A 20,514-nucleotide genomic window follows, 5' to 3' on the forward strand; every position below is an offset into this window, starting at 1 on the left:
GGCGTGCCGCGCCCAGCCGCACGGCCCGGCGTTTCCGGCGCCCCCCGGCCGCCGGCAGCCTGCTGGAGGTGGTCGGCCGGGTGATCGCGGTGACCTGCTGCCTCGGCACCATGTGGCAGGTCTTCCGGCGCGACGGCGGGCGGGCCGCACCGGGTCACGCCTGAGGGAGCGCGCGGAGCGGCGTGGCGGCCGGGGAGCGGCTGCGCCCCGAGATCCCCGGGCGCCGACACCTCACCGGTCCAGCAGCGCGCGCAGCGCCTTCACCACCTCGGCGGGCGCCTCCTCGGCCATGAAATGGCCGTAGCTGACCGGCACGTGCACCAGGTCGGGCGCCCACGCCCGCCACCTGGCGGCGGCGTCGAAGCCCAGCGCCGCGCCCCAGTCCTGCTGGAGCACGGTCACCGGCATGCGGAGCCGGTTACCGGCCGCGTGGTCGGCCCGGTCGTGCTCGACGTCGATCCCGGCCGACGCCCGGTAGTCCGCGACGATGGAGACGACCGCCTCCCGGGAGGCCCGCAGGTAGGCGGCCCGCACGTCGGCCGGGATCGCCTCCGGGTCGCCCGCCCAGACGTCCAGGAAGTGGCCGAAGAAGGCGTCCGGGCTGGCCCCGATCAACCGCTCCGGCAGGCCGGGCGGCTGCGCCATCAGGTAGAGGTGGAACCCGACGGCGGCGCTGGTGCCGTGCAGCACGTCCCACATGTCGAGGGTGGGCAGCACGTCGAGCGAGGCGAGATGGGTGACCGCGCCGGGGTGGTCCAGGCCGGCACGGACCGTGACCAGGGCGCCGCGGTCGTGCCCGGCCAGGGCGAACCGGTCGTGCCCCAGCTCGCGGGCCAGCGCGACGACGTCGGCGGCCATGGTGCGCTTCGCGTACGCCGTGCCGTCGGTGTCCGCGGGCTTGTCGCTGGCGCCGTAGCCGCGCAGGTCGGGGCAGATGACGGTGTGGTCGGCGGCGAGGTCGGCGGCGACGTGCCGCCACATGAGGTGGGTCTGCGGGAAGCCGTGCAGCAGCACGATCGGGCTGCCGGAGCCGCCGACGGCGGTGTTCAGGGTCACGCCGTCGGCGACGGTGACGCGTCGATAGTCGAACCCACTGATCCTGGGATCCACGGAATGCCTCTCTGTTCGGATGTCCGGTACGCGCCGAGCCTGCCCGGGGCGGATCAGCGGCGGATCAGCGTCCGATGAGTGGCCCGGCCGGCGCGCCGGTGCGGCGACCCCTGCGGTGCCTAGAGTGGGCGACATGACCAGCCAGACCTCGGTGCGGTTCGGCGTGCTGGGGCCGGTGGAGGCGGTCGGCGAGCGCGGCCCCGTACCGCTGAAGGGGACCCGGCAGCGCGCCGTGCTGGCCCGGCTGCTGGTCGCCCGGGGACGGTTGGTGCCGGTCGATCGGCTCGTCGGCGACCTGTGGGCCGAGCCGCCGGAGGGCGCGGTGGCCGCCATCCGCACCTTCGTCGCCGACCTGCGCCGCGCCCTGGAGCCCGACCGGCCGCCGCGGCAGCCGGCCCGGCTGCTGGTCACCACCCCGCCGGGGTACGCGCTGGCCGCCGCGTCCGACGCCGTCGACGCCTGGCGGTTCGAGACGGCGGTCGCCGGCGCGGGCGCGCTGCTGGCGGCGGGACGCCCCGGACCGGCCCTCGCCGGCCTGGACGCGGCGCTCGCCCTGTGGCGAGGGCCGGCGTACGCGGAGTTCGCGGACCAGGGCTGGGCCCGGGGAGAGATCAACCGGCTCGACGACCTGCGGATGCTGGCCGTGGAGCGGCGGGCCGAGGCGCTGCTGGCGCTGGGCCGGGCCGCCGAGGCCGCCTCCGACCTGCGCGCCCACACGACTGCCCAACCGCTGCGGGAGGACGCCTGGCACCTGCTGGCCGTCGCCCTCTACCGTGCCGGCCGGCAGGGCGACGCGCTGGCCGCGCTGCGCCGGGCCCGGGAGACGCTGGTGGGGGAGCTGGGATTGGACCCGGGCCCGCGGCTGCGACAGCTCGAGGCCGACATCCTCGCCCAGGCGCCGCACCTGCGCCCGACGCCGGTCACCGCGCCCGTGCCAGGCGAGCCGCCGACGCTCGCGCCCGCCGGCGCTGCGGTGTCGACGCCCGCCGGCGGTGCGCTGCCGGCCGCCGGCGCTGCGGCACCGACGCCTACCGGCGGCGAGGCGTCGGTGCCGGTGTCCGGTGAGCGGCGCCCGTTCGTCGGGCGCGGCGCGGAGCTGGCCGGCCTGGTACGAGCGGCCGACGAGGTGGCCCGGCGCGGCCGGCCGGGCCTCGCTCTGGTCTCCGCCGAGGCGGGCGGCGGGAAGACCGCGCTCGCCGAGGCGCTCACCGAGCGGTTGGCCGCCGCCGGCTGGAGCACGGCCTGGGGCCGCAGCCCCGAGTACGACGGCGCGCCGGTCGCCTGGCCGTGGGCGCAGGTCACCGCGGCGCTGACCGCCGGCTCGTCGCCGCCCGATCCCGGCTCGCCGGCGACCGCAGCGGACGCCGGATCCGGCCCGGACGCGCCGACGGGCGCGACCGGTGGACCCTCCCCCGCCGGGGACGCCGCAGCGGCGGCGGACCCCGCCGTGGACCGGTTCCGGCTGCACCGGGCCGCCGCGACCCGACTTGCGGCGGCGGCCGGCCGGCGGCCGGTGCTCGTGGTCCTCGACGACCTGCACCGGGCCGACGCGGACACCCTCGACCTGCTGACCGCCCTGCTCGCCGGGCCGGAGCCGGTCACCGGGCCGGTGTTCGTCGTCGGCACGTTCCGCGCCACCGAGATCTCCCCGTGGCTGACCGCGACCCTGGCCCGGCTCGCCCGGACCGAACCCGTCCGGGTCTATCTCGGCGGCCTGTCCGAGGCGGCGACCGGGGAGGTCGCGGGCGCCGTCGTCGGGCGGGAGCTGGAACCGTCGACCGTGCGGCTGCTCCACCGGCGCAGCGGCGGCAACCCGTTCTTCATCCGGGAGCTGGCGAGGCTGCTCGCGGCCGAGGGCGACGCGGCCCTGGCGGCGGTCCCGGCCGGCGTGCGGGACGTGATCCGACACCGCCTGGGGCAGCTGCCGGAGGCCACCCGGACCGTGCTGCGGCAGGCCGCGGTGATCGGCCGGGACGTCGACCCGGAGGTGCTCGCCGCAGTCGCCGGCGAGGACGCCACGCTCGACGCGCTGGACCGGGCCGGGCCGGCCGGCTTCCTGACCGGGCCGGGCACCCGGTTCACCCACATCCTGGTCCGCGACACCCTCTACGGGGACCTGTCCGCGCCGCGCCGGGCCCGCTGGCACACCGAGGTCGGGGAGGCGATCGAACGGCTGCGCCCGGACGACGTCGCCGCGCTGGCGCACCACTTCACCCAGGCCGGCGGCCGAGCCACCGCCCCGCGCGCCGCCCGCTACGCCACAGCCGCCGCCGAACGGGCCGAACGGCGCCGCAACCCGCACGAGGCGGCCCGCCTCTGGCAGCAGGCGGTCGCCGCCCACGACCGGGCGGGTGGGCAGGACGTACGCGGGCGGCTGGGCGCGGTGATGGGGCTGGGCCGGGCGCTGGCCGTGACCGGACACCTGGCGCAGACCCGCCGGCTTCGGGCCGAGGCCGTCGCCACCGTCGAGCGAATCGACGATCCGGTCCTGACCGGGACCGTGCTGGCGGCCTTCGACGTCCCGGCCGTCTGGACCCGCAACGACGACGAGGACCTCTCCCGCCGGGTCGTCGAGGCCGCCGAACGCACCCTGGCGGTGCTCCCCGCCGAGCAGGCGGAACAGCACAGCCGGCTGTTGAGCACCCTGGCCCTGGAGCTGCGCGGCACCACCACCGACCGTGGCCGCCGGGCGGCCGCAGAGGCGGAGGCGATCGCCCGGCGACTCGGCGACCCGGCGCTGCTGGCCTTCGCCCTCAACGCCCGCTTCATGCACACCTTCCGGCGGACCGGCCTCGCTCCCGAACGTGCCCGCCTCGGCGCGGAGCTGGTCGACCTGGCCGCCCCGCACCAGCTGGTGACCTTCGAGGTGCTCGGGCACCTCATCGGCCTGCAGGCGCGGTGCGGGCTCGGCGACCTGGCCGCCGCCGACGCCCACGCCCGCGCCGCCGACCGGCTGGCCGAGCGGTACGAGCTACCGCTCGTCGGCGTCTTCACCCGGTGGTACGCCGCCCTGCGGCCGGCCGTCGACGGGGACCCCGCGGCGGCGGAGGTCGCGTACCGGGCCGCCGAGGCTCGGCTCGCCGGCAGCGGGATACCGGGCATGGCTCACGGGCTGCTGCCCCTCGCCCTGCTCGGGCTGCGGCTGTCCACCGGGGACGACGAGCGCCCCCTGCTCATGGCGGGCGCCGACTGGGGGCCGTACGAGCCGTGGGTGCGCCCGCTGGTCCGGCTCGCCGCCGGCCGCCCCGCCGAGGCCGCCGCCGCGCTGCGGGCCCTGCCGGAGACGCCGCACGACCTGCTGTCCGAGGCGCGCCTGTGCCTGGCCGCCCGCGCCGCGCTCGCCCTCGACGACCGGCCCCGGATCGCGCGCCTGTACGCCGAACTGCTGCCCGCCGCTGACGAACTGGCCGGGGCGGGCAGCGGGGCGCTCACCCTCGGCCCGGTGGCCCGTTACCTCGGCGAGCTGGCCACGGCGCTGGGCCGCCCCGACGAGGCGGCGGCCCACCAGCGGACGGCACGGCGCTTCCGGGTACCGGAAGTTCGCTAGCGCCGCGACCGGAACGCGGGCTCAGGCGGTGGCCGGGACCTCCGCGCCGGGCTGCGCGGCCGGCTCCTCGCCGGTCCGCCCGGCGGACGTCCCCTCGGCGGGCGTCCGCACCGCGAAGGCGTCGAAGGGCTCCCGCGGCGCGGGGACCCGCTCGGCGGGGGCCGGCTGGGCGGAGACCGGCTGGGCGGGGGACGCCTCGGCGGCCGCGCGGGCGCCCACCTGCGGGTACTCGGCGGTCTCCCCGCCGCCCGCGGCGGCCGCCATCACCGCGGCGGCGGCCAGGTCGGCCACCCGCTTCGCCTCGCGCTGCACCCGGGCGCGTACCTCCTTGGCGTGCTGCTCGGCGAGGTCGGCGGCCCGGCGGGCGTCCTCCAGCCGCTTCGTCTCGGTGGTCAGGTCGCGGCGGACCTCCACCAGGCGCTCCTCCAGCTCGGCGCCCTCCTGCTCGATGCTGGCGATCTCCTGCCGGGACCGGTCGAGCTGCTGGCCGGCGGTCTCCAGCTCGGCCTGGAGCTGGGCCAGCGCCTCCTGCCGCTGCTGGAGCTCCTGCTGCACGGTGGAGAGCTGCTCCTGGTGCGCGCTCGTCTGCTCGTCGGCGCGCTCCCGGACCTCGGTGGCGTACTGCTGGGCCTCGGCGACGAGCGCGGCGATGTCCCGCTCGGCCGCGGTGGCCCGGTCGGCCAGCTCCTGCTCGGCGGCGGCCCGCCGCTCCTCCAGCTCCCGGGCCATGTTGGCCTGCCACTGGGCCAGCTCCTGCTGGGCCTTGCTGCGGTTCGCCTGCACCTCCTGCTGGATCTGCGTCCGGGCCGCCTTCACCAGCGCCTCGGACGCGGAGCGGGCCTGCTCGACCTGCTGGTTGCTCTGCTCGGCGATCCGCTTCGCCTCCTGCTGGGCCCGCTCGTGGGCGGCCTGACCCTCGGTCCGCAGCTTCTCCGCCAGCTCGCGGGTGGCGGTGAGTTCGGCCTGCGCGGCGGCCCGCCGCTCCTCGTGCGCCTGCTCCTGCTCGGCGCGCCGGGCGTCCAACTCCTCGTCCAGCTCGCGCAGCTCCCGGGCGGCCTGCTCCCGCGCCGCGGTGAGGGCCTTCTCCGCCTGGGCGTGGAGCTCGGCGGCCCGCTTCGCGGCGGTCTCGCTGATCGCCCCGGCCTGCTTCTCGGCCAGGTCGAGGATCTGCTCGACCATCGGTCCCAGGTCACTGAACGAGGCCCGGTCCACCTGCGCCGGTCGCTGCCGCAGCTCCGCCGCCTCGGTCTGCGCCCGCTGCAACTGCACGGTCAGCTCCTGGACCTGGCGATACGCCCGGTCCCGGTCGGCGGTCAGCGTGGACACCTCGCCGTCCAGCCGCTTGACGTACCGGTCCACCTGCCGCTTGTCGTAGCCGCGCAGCGCGAGTTCGAAGCTCGGCCGGGCCGACGCGTCCTCGTGTGGTGCGAACGGTTCCTCGCCGTTGGACATTGCGCCATCCTCCGTCGGTTCGCCAGCGCCAGGCCGGCGGATGACCGCCCCGCAGGGCATGATGAGGCGCAACGGTACCGCCACCCCGGAACGGCCCGGCGGCGTGCCCCACCACCGTCCCGGTGGGATGCCGTGACCATTCGGCCGGATCCCGCTCTCGGCCGGCCGGTGCGGTCCCGGAATCGGTCAGCCCGGCACCGGCCGGAGCTCCCGCTCGTCCGCCACCGGCGCCGATCCCGCCCGGCGAATCGGGCCGCAGCACCCGCCGACGGCCACCAGCAGGCAGCCCGCTCCCGCCACCAGACAGACCGGAGCGGCCCCGTACCGGCCGGCCGCCCAGGTCAGCAGGGCAGCGCCGGCCGGCCCCAGCGAGAAGTGCGTGCTCCAGAACGCGGAGGTGACCCGGCCCAGCAGGTGATCGGGCGTGATCTCCTGGCGCAGCGACATCGAGCAGATGCCACCCACGCTGACGCAGCAGAGGTGGACCGCGGCCGCCGCGATGAGGGCGGGGACGGTGCCGGCCAGCCCGATTCCGGCGACGGCGACGCCGCAGACGCCGGTCGCGCCGATCCAGGTGACGCCGAAGCCGAGCCGACGGCGCAGCGGGGCCACCAGCAGCGCCCCGGCGACCGTGCCGAGGGTGGCCAGGCCGAGCACCGTGCCGACGGTCCGGTCCGAGCCGCCCAGGTCGTGCTTGACGTGGTAGATCAGCACGTCGGTCAGGCCGAACGTCAGGAAGATGAAGACCGACAGCAGCGCGGTCAGCGACCGCAGCACCGGCTGTCGCCAGAGGAACCGCGCGCCGGCCAGGAACTCGGCCAGCGGTCGCTCGCGGGGCGGGGCGGCCGCGTCCGGGTCCGGCCGGCGGAGGCGGACCAGCCGGAGGCCGACGGCGGAGAGCGCGAAGCTGGCTGCGTTCACGCCGATCGCCGCGGTGGGACCGAACCGGGCCGACACGAGGCCGGCCAGCAGCGGCCCGACCGCGGCGGCCGCGGCGTACGTCGCGTGCAGCCGCCCGTTGGCCTCCGTGATCCGCTCCCGGTCGACCAGGTTGCGCACCGCGGTCACCGAGGCGACCTGACAGACCATGCCGACCGCCTCGCAGACCGGCAGCACCGCGAAGAGCAGCCACACCTGTGGGCCGGCGAGCCAGGCCAGCGGGATCAGTCCGTAGAGCACCAGCCGGACCAGGTCACCGACGATCATCAGGGTGCGCCGGTCGAACCGGTCGACGAGCACCCCGCCGAACACGCCCGCACCCACCGACGCGACCCCGGCCACCGCGGTGAGCAGGCCCATCCGGGCCACCGAGCCGGTCGCGTGCAGCATCAGCAGCGGCACCGCCAGGTAGGCGAAGGAGTCCCCGGCCGCGGAGACCGCCTGCGCGATCCAGTAGGTGACGAACGACCGGTCCCGCGCCAGGGAAGGCCGGGCCGGTCCGGGACCGCGGCGCGGGCTCACCACCCGAGGCTATCCGCCGCGCCGCAACCGGTGGCGCCCGCCGGGTCGTTGAGGGACACTCGACGGATCGCGTGCGCCGCCGCGCGACGGGCCACCGGGACGCGACCTGGGAGGGCTGGACATGCGGATCGCCCTGTTCGTCACCTGCCTGGCCGACACCCTCTTCCCCGAGGCGGCCAAGGCGACGGTACGGCTGCTGGAACGCCTCGGTCACCAGGTCGTCTTCCCCGAGGAGCAGACCTGCTGCGGGCAGATGCACGTCAACACCGGCTACCCGGACGACGCGCTGCGGCTGGTGCGCCGGCACGTGCGGGCCTTCGCCCCGTACGACGTGGTGGTCGCCCCGTCCGGCTCGTGTGTCGGCTCGGTGCGGCACCAGCACGCGATGGTGGCCCGCCGGGCCGGCGACGAGCGGCTGGCCGGCCGGGCCGAGGAGGTCGCCCGGCACACGTACGAGCTGTCGGAGCTGCTCGTCGACGTGCTCGGGGTGACCGACGTGGGGGCGTACTACCCGCACCGGGTGACCTACCACCCGACCTGCCACTCGCTGCGGATGCTCCGGGTGGGGGACCGGCCGCTGCGGCTGCTGCGCGAGGTCCGCGGCCTCGACCTGGTGGAGCTGCCGCAGGCCGAGCAGTGCTGCGGCTTCGGTGGCACCTTCGCCGTGAAGAACGCGGACACCTCCACGGCGATGCTGGCCGACAAGATGCGCCACGTGCTGGCCACCCGGGCCGACGTCTGCACCGCCGGGGACGCCTCCTGCCTGATGCACATCGGCGGCGGGCTGTCCCGGCTGCGCGCCGGCGTCCGGACCGTGCACCTGGCCGAGATCCTGGCCGGCACGGAGGCGGGCCGCTCCGGCGACCCGGCCGGCCGGACTACCGAGGGGGTGGCCCGGTGAGGGCGACGGACCGGGAGGGGCGGCGATGACGGAGACGTTCCTCGGCCTGCCCGCGACGGCCCCGCCCGGGGTCGGCCACCTGCGCGGCGACGAGCCCTTTCCGGTCGCCGCCCGCCGCGCCCTGGCCGACCCCCAGCTCCGCCGTAACCTGCGGCACGCCACCGGCACCATCCGGGCCAAGTCGGCGGCGGTGATCGGCGAGGTGCCGGACTGGCCGGAGCTGCGGGCCGCCGGGCGGGCGATCAAGAGCGACACCATGGCCCGCCTGCCCGAGCTGCTCGAACAGCTGGAGGCGGCGGTCACCGCCGCCGGCGGCACCGTGCACTGGGCGACCGACGCGGTCGAGGCGAACCGGATCGTCACCGACCTGGTCCGGGCCACCGGCGCCGACCGGGTGATGAAGGTCAAGTCGATGGCCACCCAGGAGATCGGCCTCAACGAGGCGCTCGAGGCCGCCGGGATCGAACCGGTCGAGACCGACCTGGCGGAGCTGATCGTCCAGCTCGGACGGGACCGGCCCAGCCACATCCTGGTCCCGGCGATCCACCGCAACCGGGCCGAGATCCGCGAGGTCTTCCTGCGCGAGATGCCCGGGGTGGACCCGGCGCTGACCGACGAGCCCGCCGCGCTGGCCGCCGCCGCCCGGCGGCACCTGCGCGCCACCTTCCTCAGCACGAAGGTGGCCGTCTCGGGGGCGAACTTCGCCGTCGCCGAGACCGGCACCCTCGCGGTGGTCGAGTCCGAGGGCAACGGGCGGATGTGCCTCACCCTGCCGGAGACCCTGATCACCGTGATGGGCATCGAGAAGGTCATCCCCACCTGGGACGACCTCGGGGTCTTCCTGCAACTGCTGCCCCGGGCGTCGACCGGGGAGCGGATGAACCCGTACACCTCGATGTGGACCGGGGTCACCCCGGGCGACGGGCCGCAACAGGTGCACCTGGTGCTGCTGGACAACGGCCGCAGCGCGGTGCTCGCCGACGAGGTGGGCCGACAGGTGTTGCACTGCATCCGCTGCTCGGCGTGCCTCAACGTCTGCCCGGTGTACGAGCGCACCGGCGGGCACGCGTACGGGTCGGTCTATCCGGGGCCGATCGGGGCGGTGCTCTCCCCGCAGCTGACCGGGGTCGAGGAGAACGCCTCCCTGCCGTACGCGTCGTCGCTCTGCGGCGCGTGCTTCGACGCCTGCCCCGTGATGATCGACATCCCGTCCGTCCTGGTCCACCTGCGCGCCCGGCACGTGGCCGAGCGCCGCGCGGCGCACCGGACGCCGAGCGCCGAGGCGGTCGCGATGGCCGCGGCCGCGTACACGATGGACCATCCCCGGCTGTACGCGGCCGCGCAGCGCGCCGCGGGGCTGGGCCGGATCGCCGGTCGCGCCCTGCCCCCGCCGTTGAACGGCTGGACCGCCAGCCGGGACATGCCGGCCGCGCCGCCACAGACCTTCCGGCAGTGGTGGTCGGAGCGGAGGCGTGATGACCGCCCGTGACGTCACGCTGGCCCGGCTCCGGGCCGCCCTGGCCGCCGCACCTCCCACGCCGGTACGTCACCGGCCAGGCCACCGCCGGCAGGGGGAGCTGCCGCCCGGCGACCCGGAGCTCGTCGACCTGCTCGCCGAGCGGCTGACCGACTACCGGGCCCAGGTGTACCGGGCCACCGGTGCGGCCGTCGCCGACACGGTCGCCGGCATCCTCGCCGCCGAGGGCGCCACGGCGGTGGTGGTGCCGCCGGGACTGCCCGCCGACTGGCGACCGGGCGGGATCGAGGTGGTGGTCGACGACGACCTGTCCGCCGACCGGCTGGCCGAGCTGGACGCGGTGGTCACCGCGGCGGCGGTCGCCGTCGCCGAGACCGGCACCATCGTCCTGGACGCCGCCGCCGACCAGGGCCGGCGGGTCATCAGCCTGCTGCCCGACCGGCACGTCTGCGTGGTGCGCCCCGAGCAGGTGGTGGCCACCGTGCCGGAGGCTCTCGCCCGGCTCACCCCGGGCCACCCGCTGACCTGGATCAGCGGGCCCTCGGCGACCAGCGACATCGAGCTGAACCGGGTGGAGGGTGTGCACGGCCCGCGCCGCCTGCACGTCGTCCTCACCGACGGGTGACCGGTCACCACGTGGCCGCCTTTCCCGGTCACGGGAGGGCGGGGGACGACCGGATCAGACCGGGAAGTCCGGATTGCCGGCCGTCAGCCGGACCGTGAAGCCGTCCGGGCCGCGGTGCAGCGCCACGTGGCTGCAGGACTGGTGGGAGATCCAGAGGCCCAACCCGCCGGGGGAGCCGTTGGTCGCCTGGAGGAGGCCGGCGAACGGGTCCTTCGGTCCGTCGCCGCCGTCGCTCACCGTGACCACGATGCGGTCGGCGCCGCTCCACAGCCTCATCGACACGGGTGGGAGACCGTGGCGCTGGGCGTTGGTGACCATCTCGCTGACCGCCACCACCAGGTCCTCGACGTCGTCGGCGGGGAGCTGCCCCCGGTCGGCGGCATGGACGGCGGCGCGGGCCTGCGCGGGCGTCGGGTCGGCCAGCTCGACCACCGGCACCGTCCGCTGCACCGGGTCGAGCAGCATCGGCCGCGGCTCGGCCAGGTAGCTGGTCGGCTCGGTGTAGACGCCGGTAGGCACGTGACTGCCGTCGGGCCGGGCCACCCGGGGGTGGGTGCGGGCCACGTCCGTCAGCACCCGGGGCGGGGTGACTCGGGTGTCGTACGCGCACATGCTCCAGAGCGGGAAGTCGTCGTAGGCATGGTTGACGGCGGACTCGTACCGCGCCCACCAGTCCCACGTCGAGCCGAGTGCTTCGGAGGGCAGCTCACCGACGATGCGGATCTGCTGGGCGCCGTCGGCCACGAACGAGGCGAGCAGCTTCCGGTAGGAACGGATCGCGGAGGTCGGCCGGTCGTAGACGGTGCCGCCGGGCAGGAACGTCACGCCCGAGCCGGCGGGCAGGGCCTGCCGGACCAGCTCGGCGTGGCGCCCACCGAAGCCCACCACGGCCGGCTCGCCGGCCTCGACGCCACCGAGCAGGAAGGGCAGCACCACGGCGAGCAGGTGCTCGTCCGAGTCGAACAGGAGGGCCTCGTGGTAGTAGCCGACGTGGCCGGCGGCGGCACCGGTCCCCATCGCATGACCTCGACCCGGACGTCGGGGAGGTCCAGCAGCTCGACCAGGCGGGCCGCGGACGACCGGGAGGTGCGCAGGACGGCGGTGACGCCGCGACGCCGGGCGTGCTCGCCCAGGTGGATCAGGCAGCGATGGTCGATGAACCGGAGGTCCGTCCCGTCGACCACCAGCCGGCCGTCGACCGGCTGCGGGTCGGCGCGGTCCAGCGCGGTGGCGAAGAGCCGGTGGTTGGACGGGTCCAGCTCGCCGGCCAGCGCGACCGCGCCCTCGTCCGGGTCGGCGGCGTACAGGCGGAACAGCACGTCGGCGTTGGTCTCGGGGTGCAGGCAGGCCAGTTCGGCGATGGCCGGTTCTCCCAGCTCCCGCCGGTCGTAGGCGCAGATCGCCGACATCGGATTGACGCGCATGTAGCGGTCGATGAGGTGCTCGTACCGAGTGAACGCGTCCCGCTGGGCGGGAGTGCGGACCAGTGAGGTCGTCTCGGCCGCCACCCGGAAACCGGTGTAGCCGTCGGCCAACGCGTCCGCCGTGGCGGCCGCGTAGTGCCGCACCTGGGTCTCCGGGTCGATGACCTCCTCGCGCCGGTAGGCGTCGTCGACGGGAACCATCCGGGCGGCCCCGGTGCGCAGCGCGTCAGCGAGGCCGGGCAGGCCGTCCAGGCGGTGGGTCAGCGAGCCGGGCCTGCTCGGCGCCGCGAGCCAGACCCGCTCGCCGGCCGCGAGACCGGCGGCGAGGAAGGCCATCGCGCGGGAGTCGAGCACGGCCGGGTCGTCGTAGGCCCAGCAGAGGTGGTCGTACGCAGGGGGCGCGGCGTTGCTGGTCAAGCGGGCTTCCTCATGGCGCCAGCTTATTCCGCTCCGCGGGAACGGCCATTCGTGCCGTCCCCCGGCCGGAGGCCCCCCGGTGGCGGGTCGGACCGTCGCGGCGTACTGCCGCCGCAGGACCGGCCAGCCGCCGTCGCTCCTTGTAGGTGGCCACGAACGGTAAGCCCAGACTCTCCGATATCCCGGTCAAGCGGCCTGCAGGTTCCGCCACGCGGTCGACTCCAGGGGCGGGTCGGGCAGCTCGAACTCGGCCCAGTTGTTCCAGTACGCCACCGCGTCCACGTCGGCCTGCTGGCGCAGCCAGGTGACGTGGTCCCGCAGCGCCTGGGCCCGCCCGGCACCGGTGGTGTCGGTGGTGGTCCGGCTCAGCCCGTACTCGGGGACGAGCAGCCGGAGCCCGGGGTACGCGGCGCGGATCTTGCCGAACGCGACGCCGAACATCCGGGCCGCCGTCCAGTACGTCGAGGTGTCCCGCGAGTAGCAGTCCACCCCGTAGTGCGTCATCCCCGGGTAACCCCAGTCCGTCGGGTTGCCGCGCCCCTCGTCCAGCCAGTACCGGGTCACGATCGGGCCGTGCCCGAGGACGTACCGCCGCCTGGGATGGGCGGCCACGATCTGGGCCAGCCGGGTCGCCGTGGCCCGGTACGTCGTCGGGGCGACATCGCCCATCGGCTCGTGGTACCAGGTCAGGTAGATCGGCCGGGTCAACCCGTCCAGCCAGGTGGTGAGCTGCTCGACGTCGTCCTTCCACGAGACGTGCATGACGGCCGCCGGCGCGTCGACGAACTTCCCGGCGGTCAACGGGGGCAGCTCCGGCAGGGCGTCCGCGTCGCCGGTGTCCGCCCCGAAGTCCCGCATGTAGCGGATGGCCGGGTAGTCCGCCACGATCCGCTGGGTCCGGGCGCCCTTCTCGGCGCTCATCCCCACCAGCGTTGGCACCGTCACCGTGGCGGTCGCGGTCGCGGTCCGTCCGGCCGCGTCCCGGACCGTGGCGGTCAGGGTCACCGTGCTCCGGCCGGCCAGCACGGTCACCGTGAAGCGGGCCGGGTCGGTGCCGCTCGGGGTGATGGTGACCCCCGCCGCGGTGGTGGTGAGCTGCCAGGTCAGCGGCACGCCCAGGTCGACCCGGACCGGGGTGTCCCAGGCCGCGCCGGTGGGGTCGCTGACCCGCCCGGAAAGGGTGAGCACCCGGGAGTCCGGATGGTAGGCGTCGACGACGACGGTGGTGGACTGGCCGGGCAGCAGCACCGCCGGGCTGGCGGTGACGGAACGGATGACGGGAGCGGCCATGGCGTACCTCCGAGGGTGTGCTCCAGGGCCGCCGGCCGCACGTCGCTGGGTGGCCAGGAGTGGCCTGACCTGCGTATTTACCAGCTTGCGTCAGTCCGTCGACGTCGCCAGCACCTCGGCAGATGGCGCAAAAGACGACGGCTGACCGGGTACGCCGCCGCCCAGGATCAGGGGCCGCACCTGCGCTCCGGCGATGCGCACCGGGTGGCCCGGCTGCACGACCGCTACGTCCGCCCGGACCGGCGCCGGCACGGCGTGGGGCGGGCGCTGCTCGCGGCGGTGTCGACTGGGCCGCCGGCGGGTCCGGTACCTGGAATGGCAGGCCCACCGGGAGCGGGCGGCTCCCTTCTACGAGCGGCTCGGCCACCGCGGCGAGTCCTGCCCGCAGCCGGAGTACCCGACCTTCATCCTCGACTTCAGGTCGCGCTGACGCTTCCGGCACCGGGAGGGCGACGCTCAGGGCAACGGGTGGGAGATGCCCCGGGCGTGGTCGGTGATCGCCGCCCCGACCACCGTGGCGGTCAGCGGCAGCACCTCCAGGCAGCGGCGCACCGCCGCGGCCATCAGGGCGTTCGGCACCCGCATGGACAGCGTGCAGTGCGGCACCCACCGTCCCGGCTGGTAGTGCTCGACCAGCGTGATGCCGGCGCGGGCCAGCCGGTGGTGCACCTGGGCGTGGTGGGCGAGCAGCTCGGTGGTGGGCGTCGGCCCGAGCCAGAGCACCCGGCCGACGAACTGGCCGGCGTGCTGGAACTCCAGCCGCAGCGGCGCGGCCACCACCGTCCCGGCGAGAGCCTCGGCGACCTGGTCGGGGTCGAAGCGGGCGGCGACGGCGAGCGAGACGTGCGGGCGGTGCCGCTGCTCCAGCAGCGACCGCATGCTCTGTACGCCCTCGGACTCCAACGCGTCCCAGAGCACCCGGATCCGCCGGGTGGCGTCGGTGTCGAGATACAGCTCCAGCGCCGCGACCACGTCGCTCACCCTAGAGGTGAGGTTTGCCCGGCCCCGAGGGCGGTACTGCCCGGGTGGCACCGACATGGAGGAGCGCGGACCGTGGATGTGACGGACCTGCTGGCGGAGGCGTATGGCCGGCTGCCCGACCTGGTCGGCGCGGCGGTCGACGGGCTCGGTCCCGAACAGCTGCGGCAGCCACCGGCGCCGGGAGCCAACACGGTGGGCTGGCTCATCTGGCACCTGACCCGGATCCAGGACAGCGGCGTCGCCGACCTGCTGGGCGAGGAGCAGGTCTGGGTCTCCGGGGACTGGGCGGGCCGGTTCGGGTTGACCGCCGACCCGAACGACACCGGCTTCGGGTACACGACCGAGCAGGTCCTCGCCTGCCGCCCGGAGAGCGGGCAGGCGCTGCTCGACTACCACCGGGCGGTGGCCGAGCGGACCGGGGCGTACCTGCGCGGGCTGCGGCCGGGACACCTGGACCGGGTGGTGGACGAGAACTGGGACCCGCCGGTGACCGCCGGCGTCCGGCTGATCAGCCTGTTGGAGGACGCCCTCCAGCACGCCGGTCAGGCCGCCTACGTGCGGGGGCTCATCGAGCGGGGTTGACGCCGCGCCGGCCGGGAAGGCTGCCGGACCCCCTGGGCTCACCCGGATCGGGTGAGTTGAACTCACCCCACCACCGGGGACCCTGCGGGGACGGCCGGGGACGGGAGGGGGACCGATGGGCGTCTCGGCGGTTGAGCACCTGGAACGGGGGGTCGCGGGCCGGCATCCCGAGCTGCCGGAGAACACGGCCGGCACGCTCCGCCTCGACCTGAACGACGGCGGGCACACCGAGCACTGGTACCTGACCATCGACCACCAGAACGTCCAGGTGGCCCGCTCCGCCGACGAGGCCGAGCTGATCGTCCGCGCCGACCGCGAGGTCTTCGACCGGCTGGCCGCCGGCCGGCTCCACCTCGTCGCGGCGCTGCTGAGCAACGACCTCACCGTGCAGGGAAACCTCCGGTTGCTGTTGACGCTGCGCCGGCTCTTCCCGGGTCCGCCCGGCGCCCGGCACCCGCGCGACGCGGCCTGCGGGCGGGGTGGCACGGCATGAGGCAGGAGCTGGTGAGTGTCGTCGCCGGCAACTCCTTCGCGGTCAGCGACGCGCAGGGTGACATGGAGGTGGACCCGCGCGCCCCCATCGGGCTCTTCTCCTTCGACACCCGGTTCATGTCCCGCTGGGTGCTCACCCTCGACGGGCAGCGGCTGCACGCCCTCTCCCGGGACGACATTGCCTACTTCGAGACCCGGTTCGTGCTGGTGCCCGGCGCCGCCAGTCACTACGTGGACGCCGCCGTGTCGGTGATCCGGCACCGGTCCATCAACGACAGCTTCAACGAGCGCATCACCGTGCTCAACCACGCCACGGAGCCCACCGAGTTCGTCCTGCGCATGGAGATCGGCAGCGACTTCGCCGACACCGCCGAGATCGGCCATCCGGCGCCCCGCCGGGTCACGGCCACCGCCGACTCCGACCGGGGCGAGCTGCGGCTGTGCTACCAACGGGAGCGGTTCACCCGGGAGACCGTCGTGTCCAGCACCACCTCCGCCGCCGTCGACCAGGGCGGGATGACGTTCCGGATCCGGGTCGAGGCCGACGGCGAGTGGAGCACCGACCTGCACGTCGGCACGGTGATCCACGGCGCCGGCGGGCGGGACCTGCGGGCCAGCCTGGAGTCCCACCGGCACGCCGTACCTTCGACCATGCGGGAGGAGCTCGCGCGCTGGCTCGACCGGGCACCGCAGCTCGTCGCCGAACGCGACTCGGTGGAGTCGGCGTACGAGTGCGCGCTGACCGACCTGGCGGCGCTGCGTTACACCCCGCTGGCGTACCCCGAACGGGTGCCGGTGGGCGGCCTGCCCTGGGCGATGGCGCTGTACGGCCGGGATGCCCTGATCACCTGTCTGGAGACGCTGGCGTTCACCCCGGAGCTGGCCTCGGCCACGCTGCGGCTGCTCGCCCTGGTGCAGGGCGGCCAGCTCGACGACCACCACGAGGAGGAGCCGGGCAAGATCCTGGCCGAGCTGCGCTACGGGGAGGCGGCCGCCTTCGGCGACCAGCCGACCGGGCCCTACTACGGCGCCGCCGACACCACCCCCCTCTTCGTCATCCTGCTCGACGAGTACGAGCGGTGGACCGGGAACACCGCGCTGGTCCGGCAACTGCGCCACCCGGCCCGGATGGCGTTGGACTGGATCGACGACTACGGCGACTCGTGCGGCGACGGCTACCTGCGCTACCAGCGGCGCAACACCCGTGGCGGGCTGGTCAACCAGGGCTGGCGGAACTCGCCCGACGCGATCGTGGACCGGCGCGGGCGCCAGCCCGGCTTCCCCCGGGCCACCTGCGAACTGCAGGGGTACGCGTACGACGCGAAGATCCGGGGGGCCCGGCTCGCCCGGGAGGTCTGGGACGACCCGGCGTACGCCGACGGGCTGGAGACCGACGCCGCGCGGTTGCGGCAGCGGTTCGACCGGGACTTCTGGCTGCCCGATCGGGAGTACTACGCGCTGGCGCTGGAGCCGGACGGCACACCGGTCGACGCGCTCACCTCGAACCTCGGCCACCTGCTGTGGAGCGGGATCGTGGCGCCGGCGCGCGCCGGCGCGCTGGCCGCCCACCTGTGCGGCCCGGACCTGTTCAGCGGCTGGGGCGTGCGGACGTACGCCGACGGGCAGCGCCCGTACAACCCGGTCGGCGCGCACCTCGGCGCGGTGTGGCCGGCGGACAACGCCCTGACCGCGTCGGGTCTGCGCCGCTACGGGTACGACGCCGAGGCGGCCCGGATCGCGGCCGGCATCTTCGCGGTGGCGGAGACGCTCGGCGGTTCGCTGCCCGAGGTGATCGCCGGCTATCCGCGCGAGGTCACGAAGTACCCGGTCCAGCTCCCGGTCGCCGGCCGGCCGCAGTCGTGGTCGTCCGGGGCGCTGCTGATGCTGCTGGGCACCCTCCTCGGACTGCGTCCCTGCGGAGACAACCTGCTGGTCGACCCGGCGATGCCGGCAGGGTTCGGCCGGATCGAGCTGCTCGACGTGCCGGGCCGCTGGGGCCGCGCCGACGCCTACGGGCGGGACCGGGCCGCCGGCCGCCGACCCCGGCGGCGCTGAGCGGTCGGTCAATCCCCGACGGGAGGGTCAGCGCTGCCCGGCGGTCGTCTCCTCGGGCTCGGTCTCGGTGGCGGGCGCGGCCGCCGGGCCGGACGCGGCGGGCGCCGGGCCGCCGGCGGCGACCCCGGGGCGGCTCGCACCCCGCCGGGCCAGCCCCCGGTCGACGCCGACGAGGAGCAGACCGAGCAGCCAGAACGCGAACGCGAAGAAGAGCGAGCTGAGCCCGACACCGCCGTAGCCGAGCTGCCCCGCGTCGATGAACGGGTACGGGTAGCGGTGCACGACCAGCCCGCGTACCAGGGCGAACCCGAGGTACGCCAGCGGGAAGGCCAGCCACCAGGCCGCGTACCGGGGGCGTAGCCGGCCCCGCCGGTCGAACAGCGCCCAGTCGGCGATCGCGAGCAGCGGCACGACGGTGTGCAGGAACTGGTTGCCCAGCGCCTCGCCGAACGCCCGGTCCGGCTGGACCATCGCGAACGGGCTGGCCGGGTTGGCCAGCACCAGGTGGTAGACCACCCCGGTGATGGTGATGTAGAGGGTCACCGCGCCCTTGAGCGCCGAGGGCGGCTCGGGGCGGTCCTGCCAGGCCCGCCAGGCGGCGTAGCCGGCGAAGAGCCCGGCCGCCACGTTGCTCTGGATGGTGAAGTACGGCAGCAGGCCGGTCACCGTGGCCGGGCCGAGCGCGGTGAGCACGATCCCGGCCAGCACGCTGATCACGCTCGCCAGACGGAAGCCGAGCGCCACCCGCCGACGCCGCAGACTCATCGGGGCAAGCTATCAGCCCCGTCCGGCCGGGCAGCAGCCGCTCGGCCGGCGGCCGGGTGGCCCGGCGGCAGCGGCCCGGACCGCGCCGGCGGTGGGCCCGACCGGGGGAGCTGGTTCGTATCGTCCGTCGCCGTCGGAGCAGTTCCGCCCGAGGCGGTCGGGGGGACTCGCTGCGGCGTTGCCCGTGGTTTCCGCTCCGGTGCGCCACCTCCGCTCGCCGGCGCCGTCGGGCCCGACTCCTCGGGGGTGTGGGGACTGGGCCGGGACGGGCGGTCGGGCCGCGTCGGCAGGGCCGGCTGCGTTCGCTCCACCGACGGTTCCGTGGCGGACGGGATCATCACGACGGCCGGTGCGCCGGTGTCGCCGCCCGCGTCGTGCGGCCCGGTCGGCGCCGGGCTCGACGGGGTGCCGGGCGGTGTCGTCGACGCGGACGTCGTCGGGGCACCCGGCGCCGGCTTCGGCGGGTCGGCCGTCGGCAGTCGTTGCCGCAGGTCGTCGAGGTCGACCCGGAGCCGGGCCCGGTGCTCGTCGTCGCCGAGCGCGGCGAGCAGCGCTGCGGCCCGCTCCAGGTGGGCGCGGGCGTCTGCGTATCGGCCGGCGGTGAGGTCGCGTCGGGCCTGGTCCAGCGTCCGGTCGATCTCCTGTTCGGTACGCAGCGACTCGGCCCGCTCGGTCCAGATCAGTTCGGCGACCGGCCAGAGCAGCCCGCCCGGTTCCGCCCTGGCCGACCCGAGCCAGAGACCGCCGGTCATCGTCAGCAGGGTCAGTGCCGATCCGGCGAAGACCCGCCCATACCGTCGTGGCGCCCGCCCGGGGCGGTGTCGTTTCCGCCGCGCCGCCGGCACCACGTCCGCCGCCGGTGGCATGGCGGGCGCAGCACTCCGCCCGCCGCGCGTCGGGTCGGACCGCTCGTCCGCCGTGGTCGCGTCGTCGCGCCCGCCTCCGGCCGCCGTGGCGGTCTCCGGGCTCGTCGGTAGCCGATCCGGTCCGGCGACAGAACCCGACGCGGCGGCGTCGACAGCCGCGGCTCGGGCCTCCAGTTCGGCGTGCCAGTCGGTCAGCAGGGCGGCGACCGGGTCATCGGCGGCCGGTGGCTCGCCGCGACGGATCGCGTCGAGCAGTTCGTCGTCCCGCAGCACCGGGTCCTCAGGTGGGGGAGGAACGTTGGAGGTCATCGGATCACCGCAGCCAGGGTGTCCCCGGCGACGGCGCGCAGCCGGGTGAGCGCGCGGTGCTGCACCAGCCGTACGGCACCACCGGTCATGCCGAGCACCGTACCGACCTCGTCCGCGGTCATGCCGACCGCCAGCCGGAGAACCAGGATCTCCCGGTGGATCGCCGGCAGTTGGGCCAGCAACTCGTTGAGGCGGGCGCCCAGGTCGGCGGCGAGGGCCAGTGGTTCCGGCCCGGGCGTGGGATCGGCGGTGTCCGGCACGTCGGCGACGCTGTCCGTGCGGTCCCGGCTCGCCGTCCGGCAGGCGTCGGCGACCTTGCGCGCAGCGATGCCGTAGACGAAGGCGAGGAAGGGCCGACCCTGGTCGGTGAAGCGGGGCAGCGCGCGAAGCACCGCGACGCAGACCTCCTGGGCGACGTCCTCCGCGGTCGCGCCTCCGACGCCGACATGGCCCAACCGGGCCAGGCTGTAGCGCACGACGATCGGTCTGATCTGTGTCAGCACCCCGGCCACCGCCGCGGGATCACCGGCGACGGCCCGACGCACGAGGTCGGGATGCGGTGTGTCCATCGAGGTCAATGAGGGCCTTCCGGTGCGGCTCGCTCGACCGTAGCCGCCCTCCGTCGTACCGCCAAGGGGTGAAACGCCGCGATTCCCGGCGGCGATAACCCGACAGGAGGGGGGCCCGGCGACCTGGCGTCAGCGACGTCGGGTCAGTCGCTATGCGGCTTTTCCAACAAATTTATATATTTCCAATAACG

18 protein-coding genes and 1 pseudogene are annotated in these 20,514 nt (G+C 75.5%); 9 read left to right on the forward strand and 10 right to left on the reverse strand.

Annotation, left to right across the window (positions count from 1 at the left end; all coding sequences use genetic code 11):
* Nucleotides 1-231: 231 nt before the first annotated feature.
* Nucleotides 232-1,110, reverse strand: coding sequence for an alpha/beta hydrolase (locus ACFOYX_RS16020; RefSeq protein WP_322441205.1), 879 nt, complete (start codon nucleotides 1,108-1,110; stop codon nucleotides 232-234).
* Between the two features lie 133 nt (nucleotides 1,111-1,243).
* On the opposite strand from ACFOYX_RS16020, the gene ACFOYX_RS16025 reads away from it, so the two are divergent.
* Entirely contained in the window at nucleotides 1,244-4,657 is a 3,414-nt protein-coding gene (locus tag ACFOYX_RS16025; RefSeq protein ID WP_322441206.1) for a BTAD domain-containing putative transcriptional regulator, read from the forward strand.
* A 21-nt stretch (nucleotides 4,658-4,678) separates the two neighbouring features.
* Here ACFOYX_RS16025 and ACFOYX_RS16030 read toward each other — a convergent pair whose 3' ends face one another.
* Entirely contained in the window at nucleotides 4,679-6,109 is a 1,431-nt protein-coding gene (locus ACFOYX_RS16030) for a hypothetical protein (protein WP_322441207.1), read from the reverse strand.
* Nucleotides 6,110-6,295: 186 nt separating this feature from the next.
* Nucleotides 6,296-7,570 carry an MFS transporter gene (locus ACFOYX_RS16035; protein ID WP_109801412.1) on the reverse strand — a complete coding sequence of 425 codons (1,275 nt, stop codon included), beginning with the start codon at nucleotides 7,568-7,570 and terminating at the stop codon, nucleotides 6,296-6,298.
* A gap of 121 nt (nucleotides 7,571-7,691) precedes the next feature.
* On the opposite strand from ACFOYX_RS16035, the gene ACFOYX_RS16040 reads away from it, so the two are divergent.
* Genes ACFOYX_RS16040 through ACFOYX_RS16050 form a run of 3 tightly spaced genes read left to right on the forward strand, consistent with a single transcriptional unit; the run spans nucleotide 7,692 to nucleotide 10,573 of the window.
* Nucleotides 7,692-8,471, forward strand: a complete 780-nt coding sequence (locus ACFOYX_RS16040) for a (Fe-S)-binding protein (protein WP_322441208.1) — start codon at nucleotides 7,692-7,694, stop codon at nucleotides 8,469-8,471.
* 25 nt (nucleotides 8,472-8,496) lie between these two features.
* A complete protein-coding gene (locus ACFOYX_RS16045; protein WP_322441209.1) occupies nucleotides 8,497-9,960 on the forward strand; it encodes a lactate utilization protein B in 1,464 nt (487 codons plus the stop codon).
* Complete coding sequence (locus tag ACFOYX_RS16050) at nucleotides 9,947-10,573, forward strand: LUD domain-containing protein (protein WP_322441210.1); 627 nt, start codon at nucleotides 9,947-9,949, stop codon at nucleotides 10,571-10,573. The genes ACFOYX_RS16045 and ACFOYX_RS16050 overlap by 14 nt, the downstream gene beginning before the upstream one ends.
* Nucleotides 10,574-10,627: 54 nt before the next feature.
* Here the strand turns inward: ACFOYX_RS16050 and ACFOYX_RS16055 are convergent, their stop codons facing one another.
* The 3 genes from ACFOYX_RS16055 to ACFOYX_RS16065 form a co-directional block, all read right to left on the reverse strand.
* Entirely contained in the window at nucleotides 10,628-11,509 is an 882-nt protein-coding gene (locus ACFOYX_RS16055; RefSeq protein ID WP_322441211.1) for a sensor histidine kinase, read from the reverse strand.
* Nucleotides 11,395-12,414: an MEDS domain-containing protein gene (locus ACFOYX_RS16060; RefSeq protein ID WP_322441212.1), complete on the reverse strand. Its 1,020-nt coding sequence runs from the start codon at nucleotides 12,412-12,414 to the stop codon at nucleotides 11,395-11,397. Before ACFOYX_RS16060 ends, ACFOYX_RS16055 begins: the two co-directional genes overlap by 115 nt.
* 186 nt (nucleotides 12,415-12,600) lie before the next feature.
* Entirely contained in the window at nucleotides 12,601-13,704 is a 1,104-nt protein-coding gene (locus ACFOYX_RS16065; protein ID WP_322441213.1) for a hypothetical protein, read from the reverse strand.
* On the opposite strand from ACFOYX_RS16065, the pseudogene ACFOYX_RS16070 reads away from it, so the two are divergent.
* Together ACFOYX_RS16070 and ACFOYX_RS16075 are read left to right on the forward strand one after the other, a co-directional pair.
* Nucleotides 13,615-13,926: pseudogene (locus ACFOYX_RS16070) on the forward strand (hypothetical protein); the annotation flags it as partial. The gene ACFOYX_RS16065 and the pseudogene ACFOYX_RS16070 overlap by 90 nt on opposite strands.
* Nucleotides 13,898-14,134 (forward strand): hypothetical protein, encoded by a 237-nt coding sequence (locus tag ACFOYX_RS16075; RefSeq protein ID WP_322441214.1) that lies wholly within the window; start codon nucleotides 13,898-13,900, stop codon nucleotides 14,132-14,134. The pseudogene ACFOYX_RS16070 and the gene ACFOYX_RS16075, both read left to right, overlap by 29 nt.
* A 26-nt stretch (nucleotides 14,135-14,160) precedes the next feature.
* On the opposite strand, the gene ACFOYX_RS16080 is transcribed toward ACFOYX_RS16075, so the two are convergent.
* The gene (locus ACFOYX_RS16080) at nucleotides 14,161-14,676 is read right to left on the reverse strand and encodes a 2'-5' RNA ligase family protein (protein WP_322441247.1); all 516 of its coding nucleotides are present in this window, start codon (nucleotides 14,674-14,676) and stop codon (nucleotides 14,161-14,163) included.
* Between the two features lie 81 nt (nucleotides 14,677-14,757).
* Here ACFOYX_RS16080 and ACFOYX_RS16085 point away from each other — a divergent pair, with 81 nt between their 5' ends.
* From ACFOYX_RS16085 to ACFOYX_RS16095, 3 genes are all read left to right on the forward strand, one after another.
* Nucleotides 14,758-15,267 carry a DinB family protein gene (locus tag ACFOYX_RS16085; RefSeq protein ID WP_322441215.1) on the forward strand — a complete coding sequence of 170 codons (510 nt, stop codon included), beginning with the start codon at nucleotides 14,758-14,760 and terminating at the stop codon, nucleotides 15,265-15,267.
* A gap of 115 nt (nucleotides 15,268-15,382) precedes the next feature.
* Nucleotides 15,383-15,760 carry an SCP2 sterol-binding domain-containing protein gene (locus ACFOYX_RS16090; RefSeq protein ID WP_322441216.1) on the forward strand — a complete coding sequence of 126 codons (378 nt, stop codon included), beginning with the start codon at nucleotides 15,383-15,385 and terminating at the stop codon, nucleotides 15,758-15,760.
* Nucleotides 15,757-17,814 carry a glycogen debranching N-terminal domain-containing protein gene (locus tag ACFOYX_RS16095; RefSeq protein ID WP_322441217.1) on the forward strand — a complete coding sequence of 686 codons (2,058 nt, stop codon included), beginning with the start codon at nucleotides 15,757-15,759 and terminating at the stop codon, nucleotides 17,812-17,814. The genes ACFOYX_RS16090 and ACFOYX_RS16095 overlap by 4 nt, the downstream gene beginning before the upstream one ends.
* Nucleotides 17,815-17,841: 27 nt before the next feature.
* On the opposite strand, the gene ACFOYX_RS16100 is transcribed toward ACFOYX_RS16095, so the two are convergent.
* From ACFOYX_RS16100 to shbA, 3 genes are read right to left on the reverse strand one after another with little or no spacing between them, the layout of a single operon-like run.
* A complete protein-coding gene (locus ACFOYX_RS16100; protein WP_322441218.1) occupies nucleotides 17,842-18,579 on the reverse strand; it encodes a Pr6Pr family membrane protein in 738 nt (245 codons plus the stop codon).
* Nucleotides 18,576-19,754, reverse strand: coding sequence for a hypothetical protein (locus ACFOYX_RS16105; RefSeq protein WP_322441219.1), 1,179 nt, complete (start codon nucleotides 19,752-19,754; stop codon nucleotides 18,576-18,578). The genes ACFOYX_RS16100 and ACFOYX_RS16105 overlap by 4 nt, the downstream gene beginning before the upstream one ends.
* Complete coding sequence (gene shbA, locus ACFOYX_RS16110) at nucleotides 19,751-20,323, reverse strand: RNA polymerase sigma factor ShbA (protein ID WP_109801393.1); 573 nt, start codon at nucleotides 20,321-20,323, stop codon at nucleotides 19,751-19,753. Before shbA ends, ACFOYX_RS16105 begins: the two co-directional genes overlap by 4 nt.
* Nucleotides 20,324-20,514 lie beyond the last annotated feature (191 nt).

This window comes from Micromonospora sp. GCM10011541, assembly GCF_042650725.1.
GTDB classification, from domain to species: domain Bacteria; phylum Actinomycetota; class Actinomycetes; order Mycobacteriales; family Micromonosporaceae; genus Micromonospora; species Micromonospora sicca.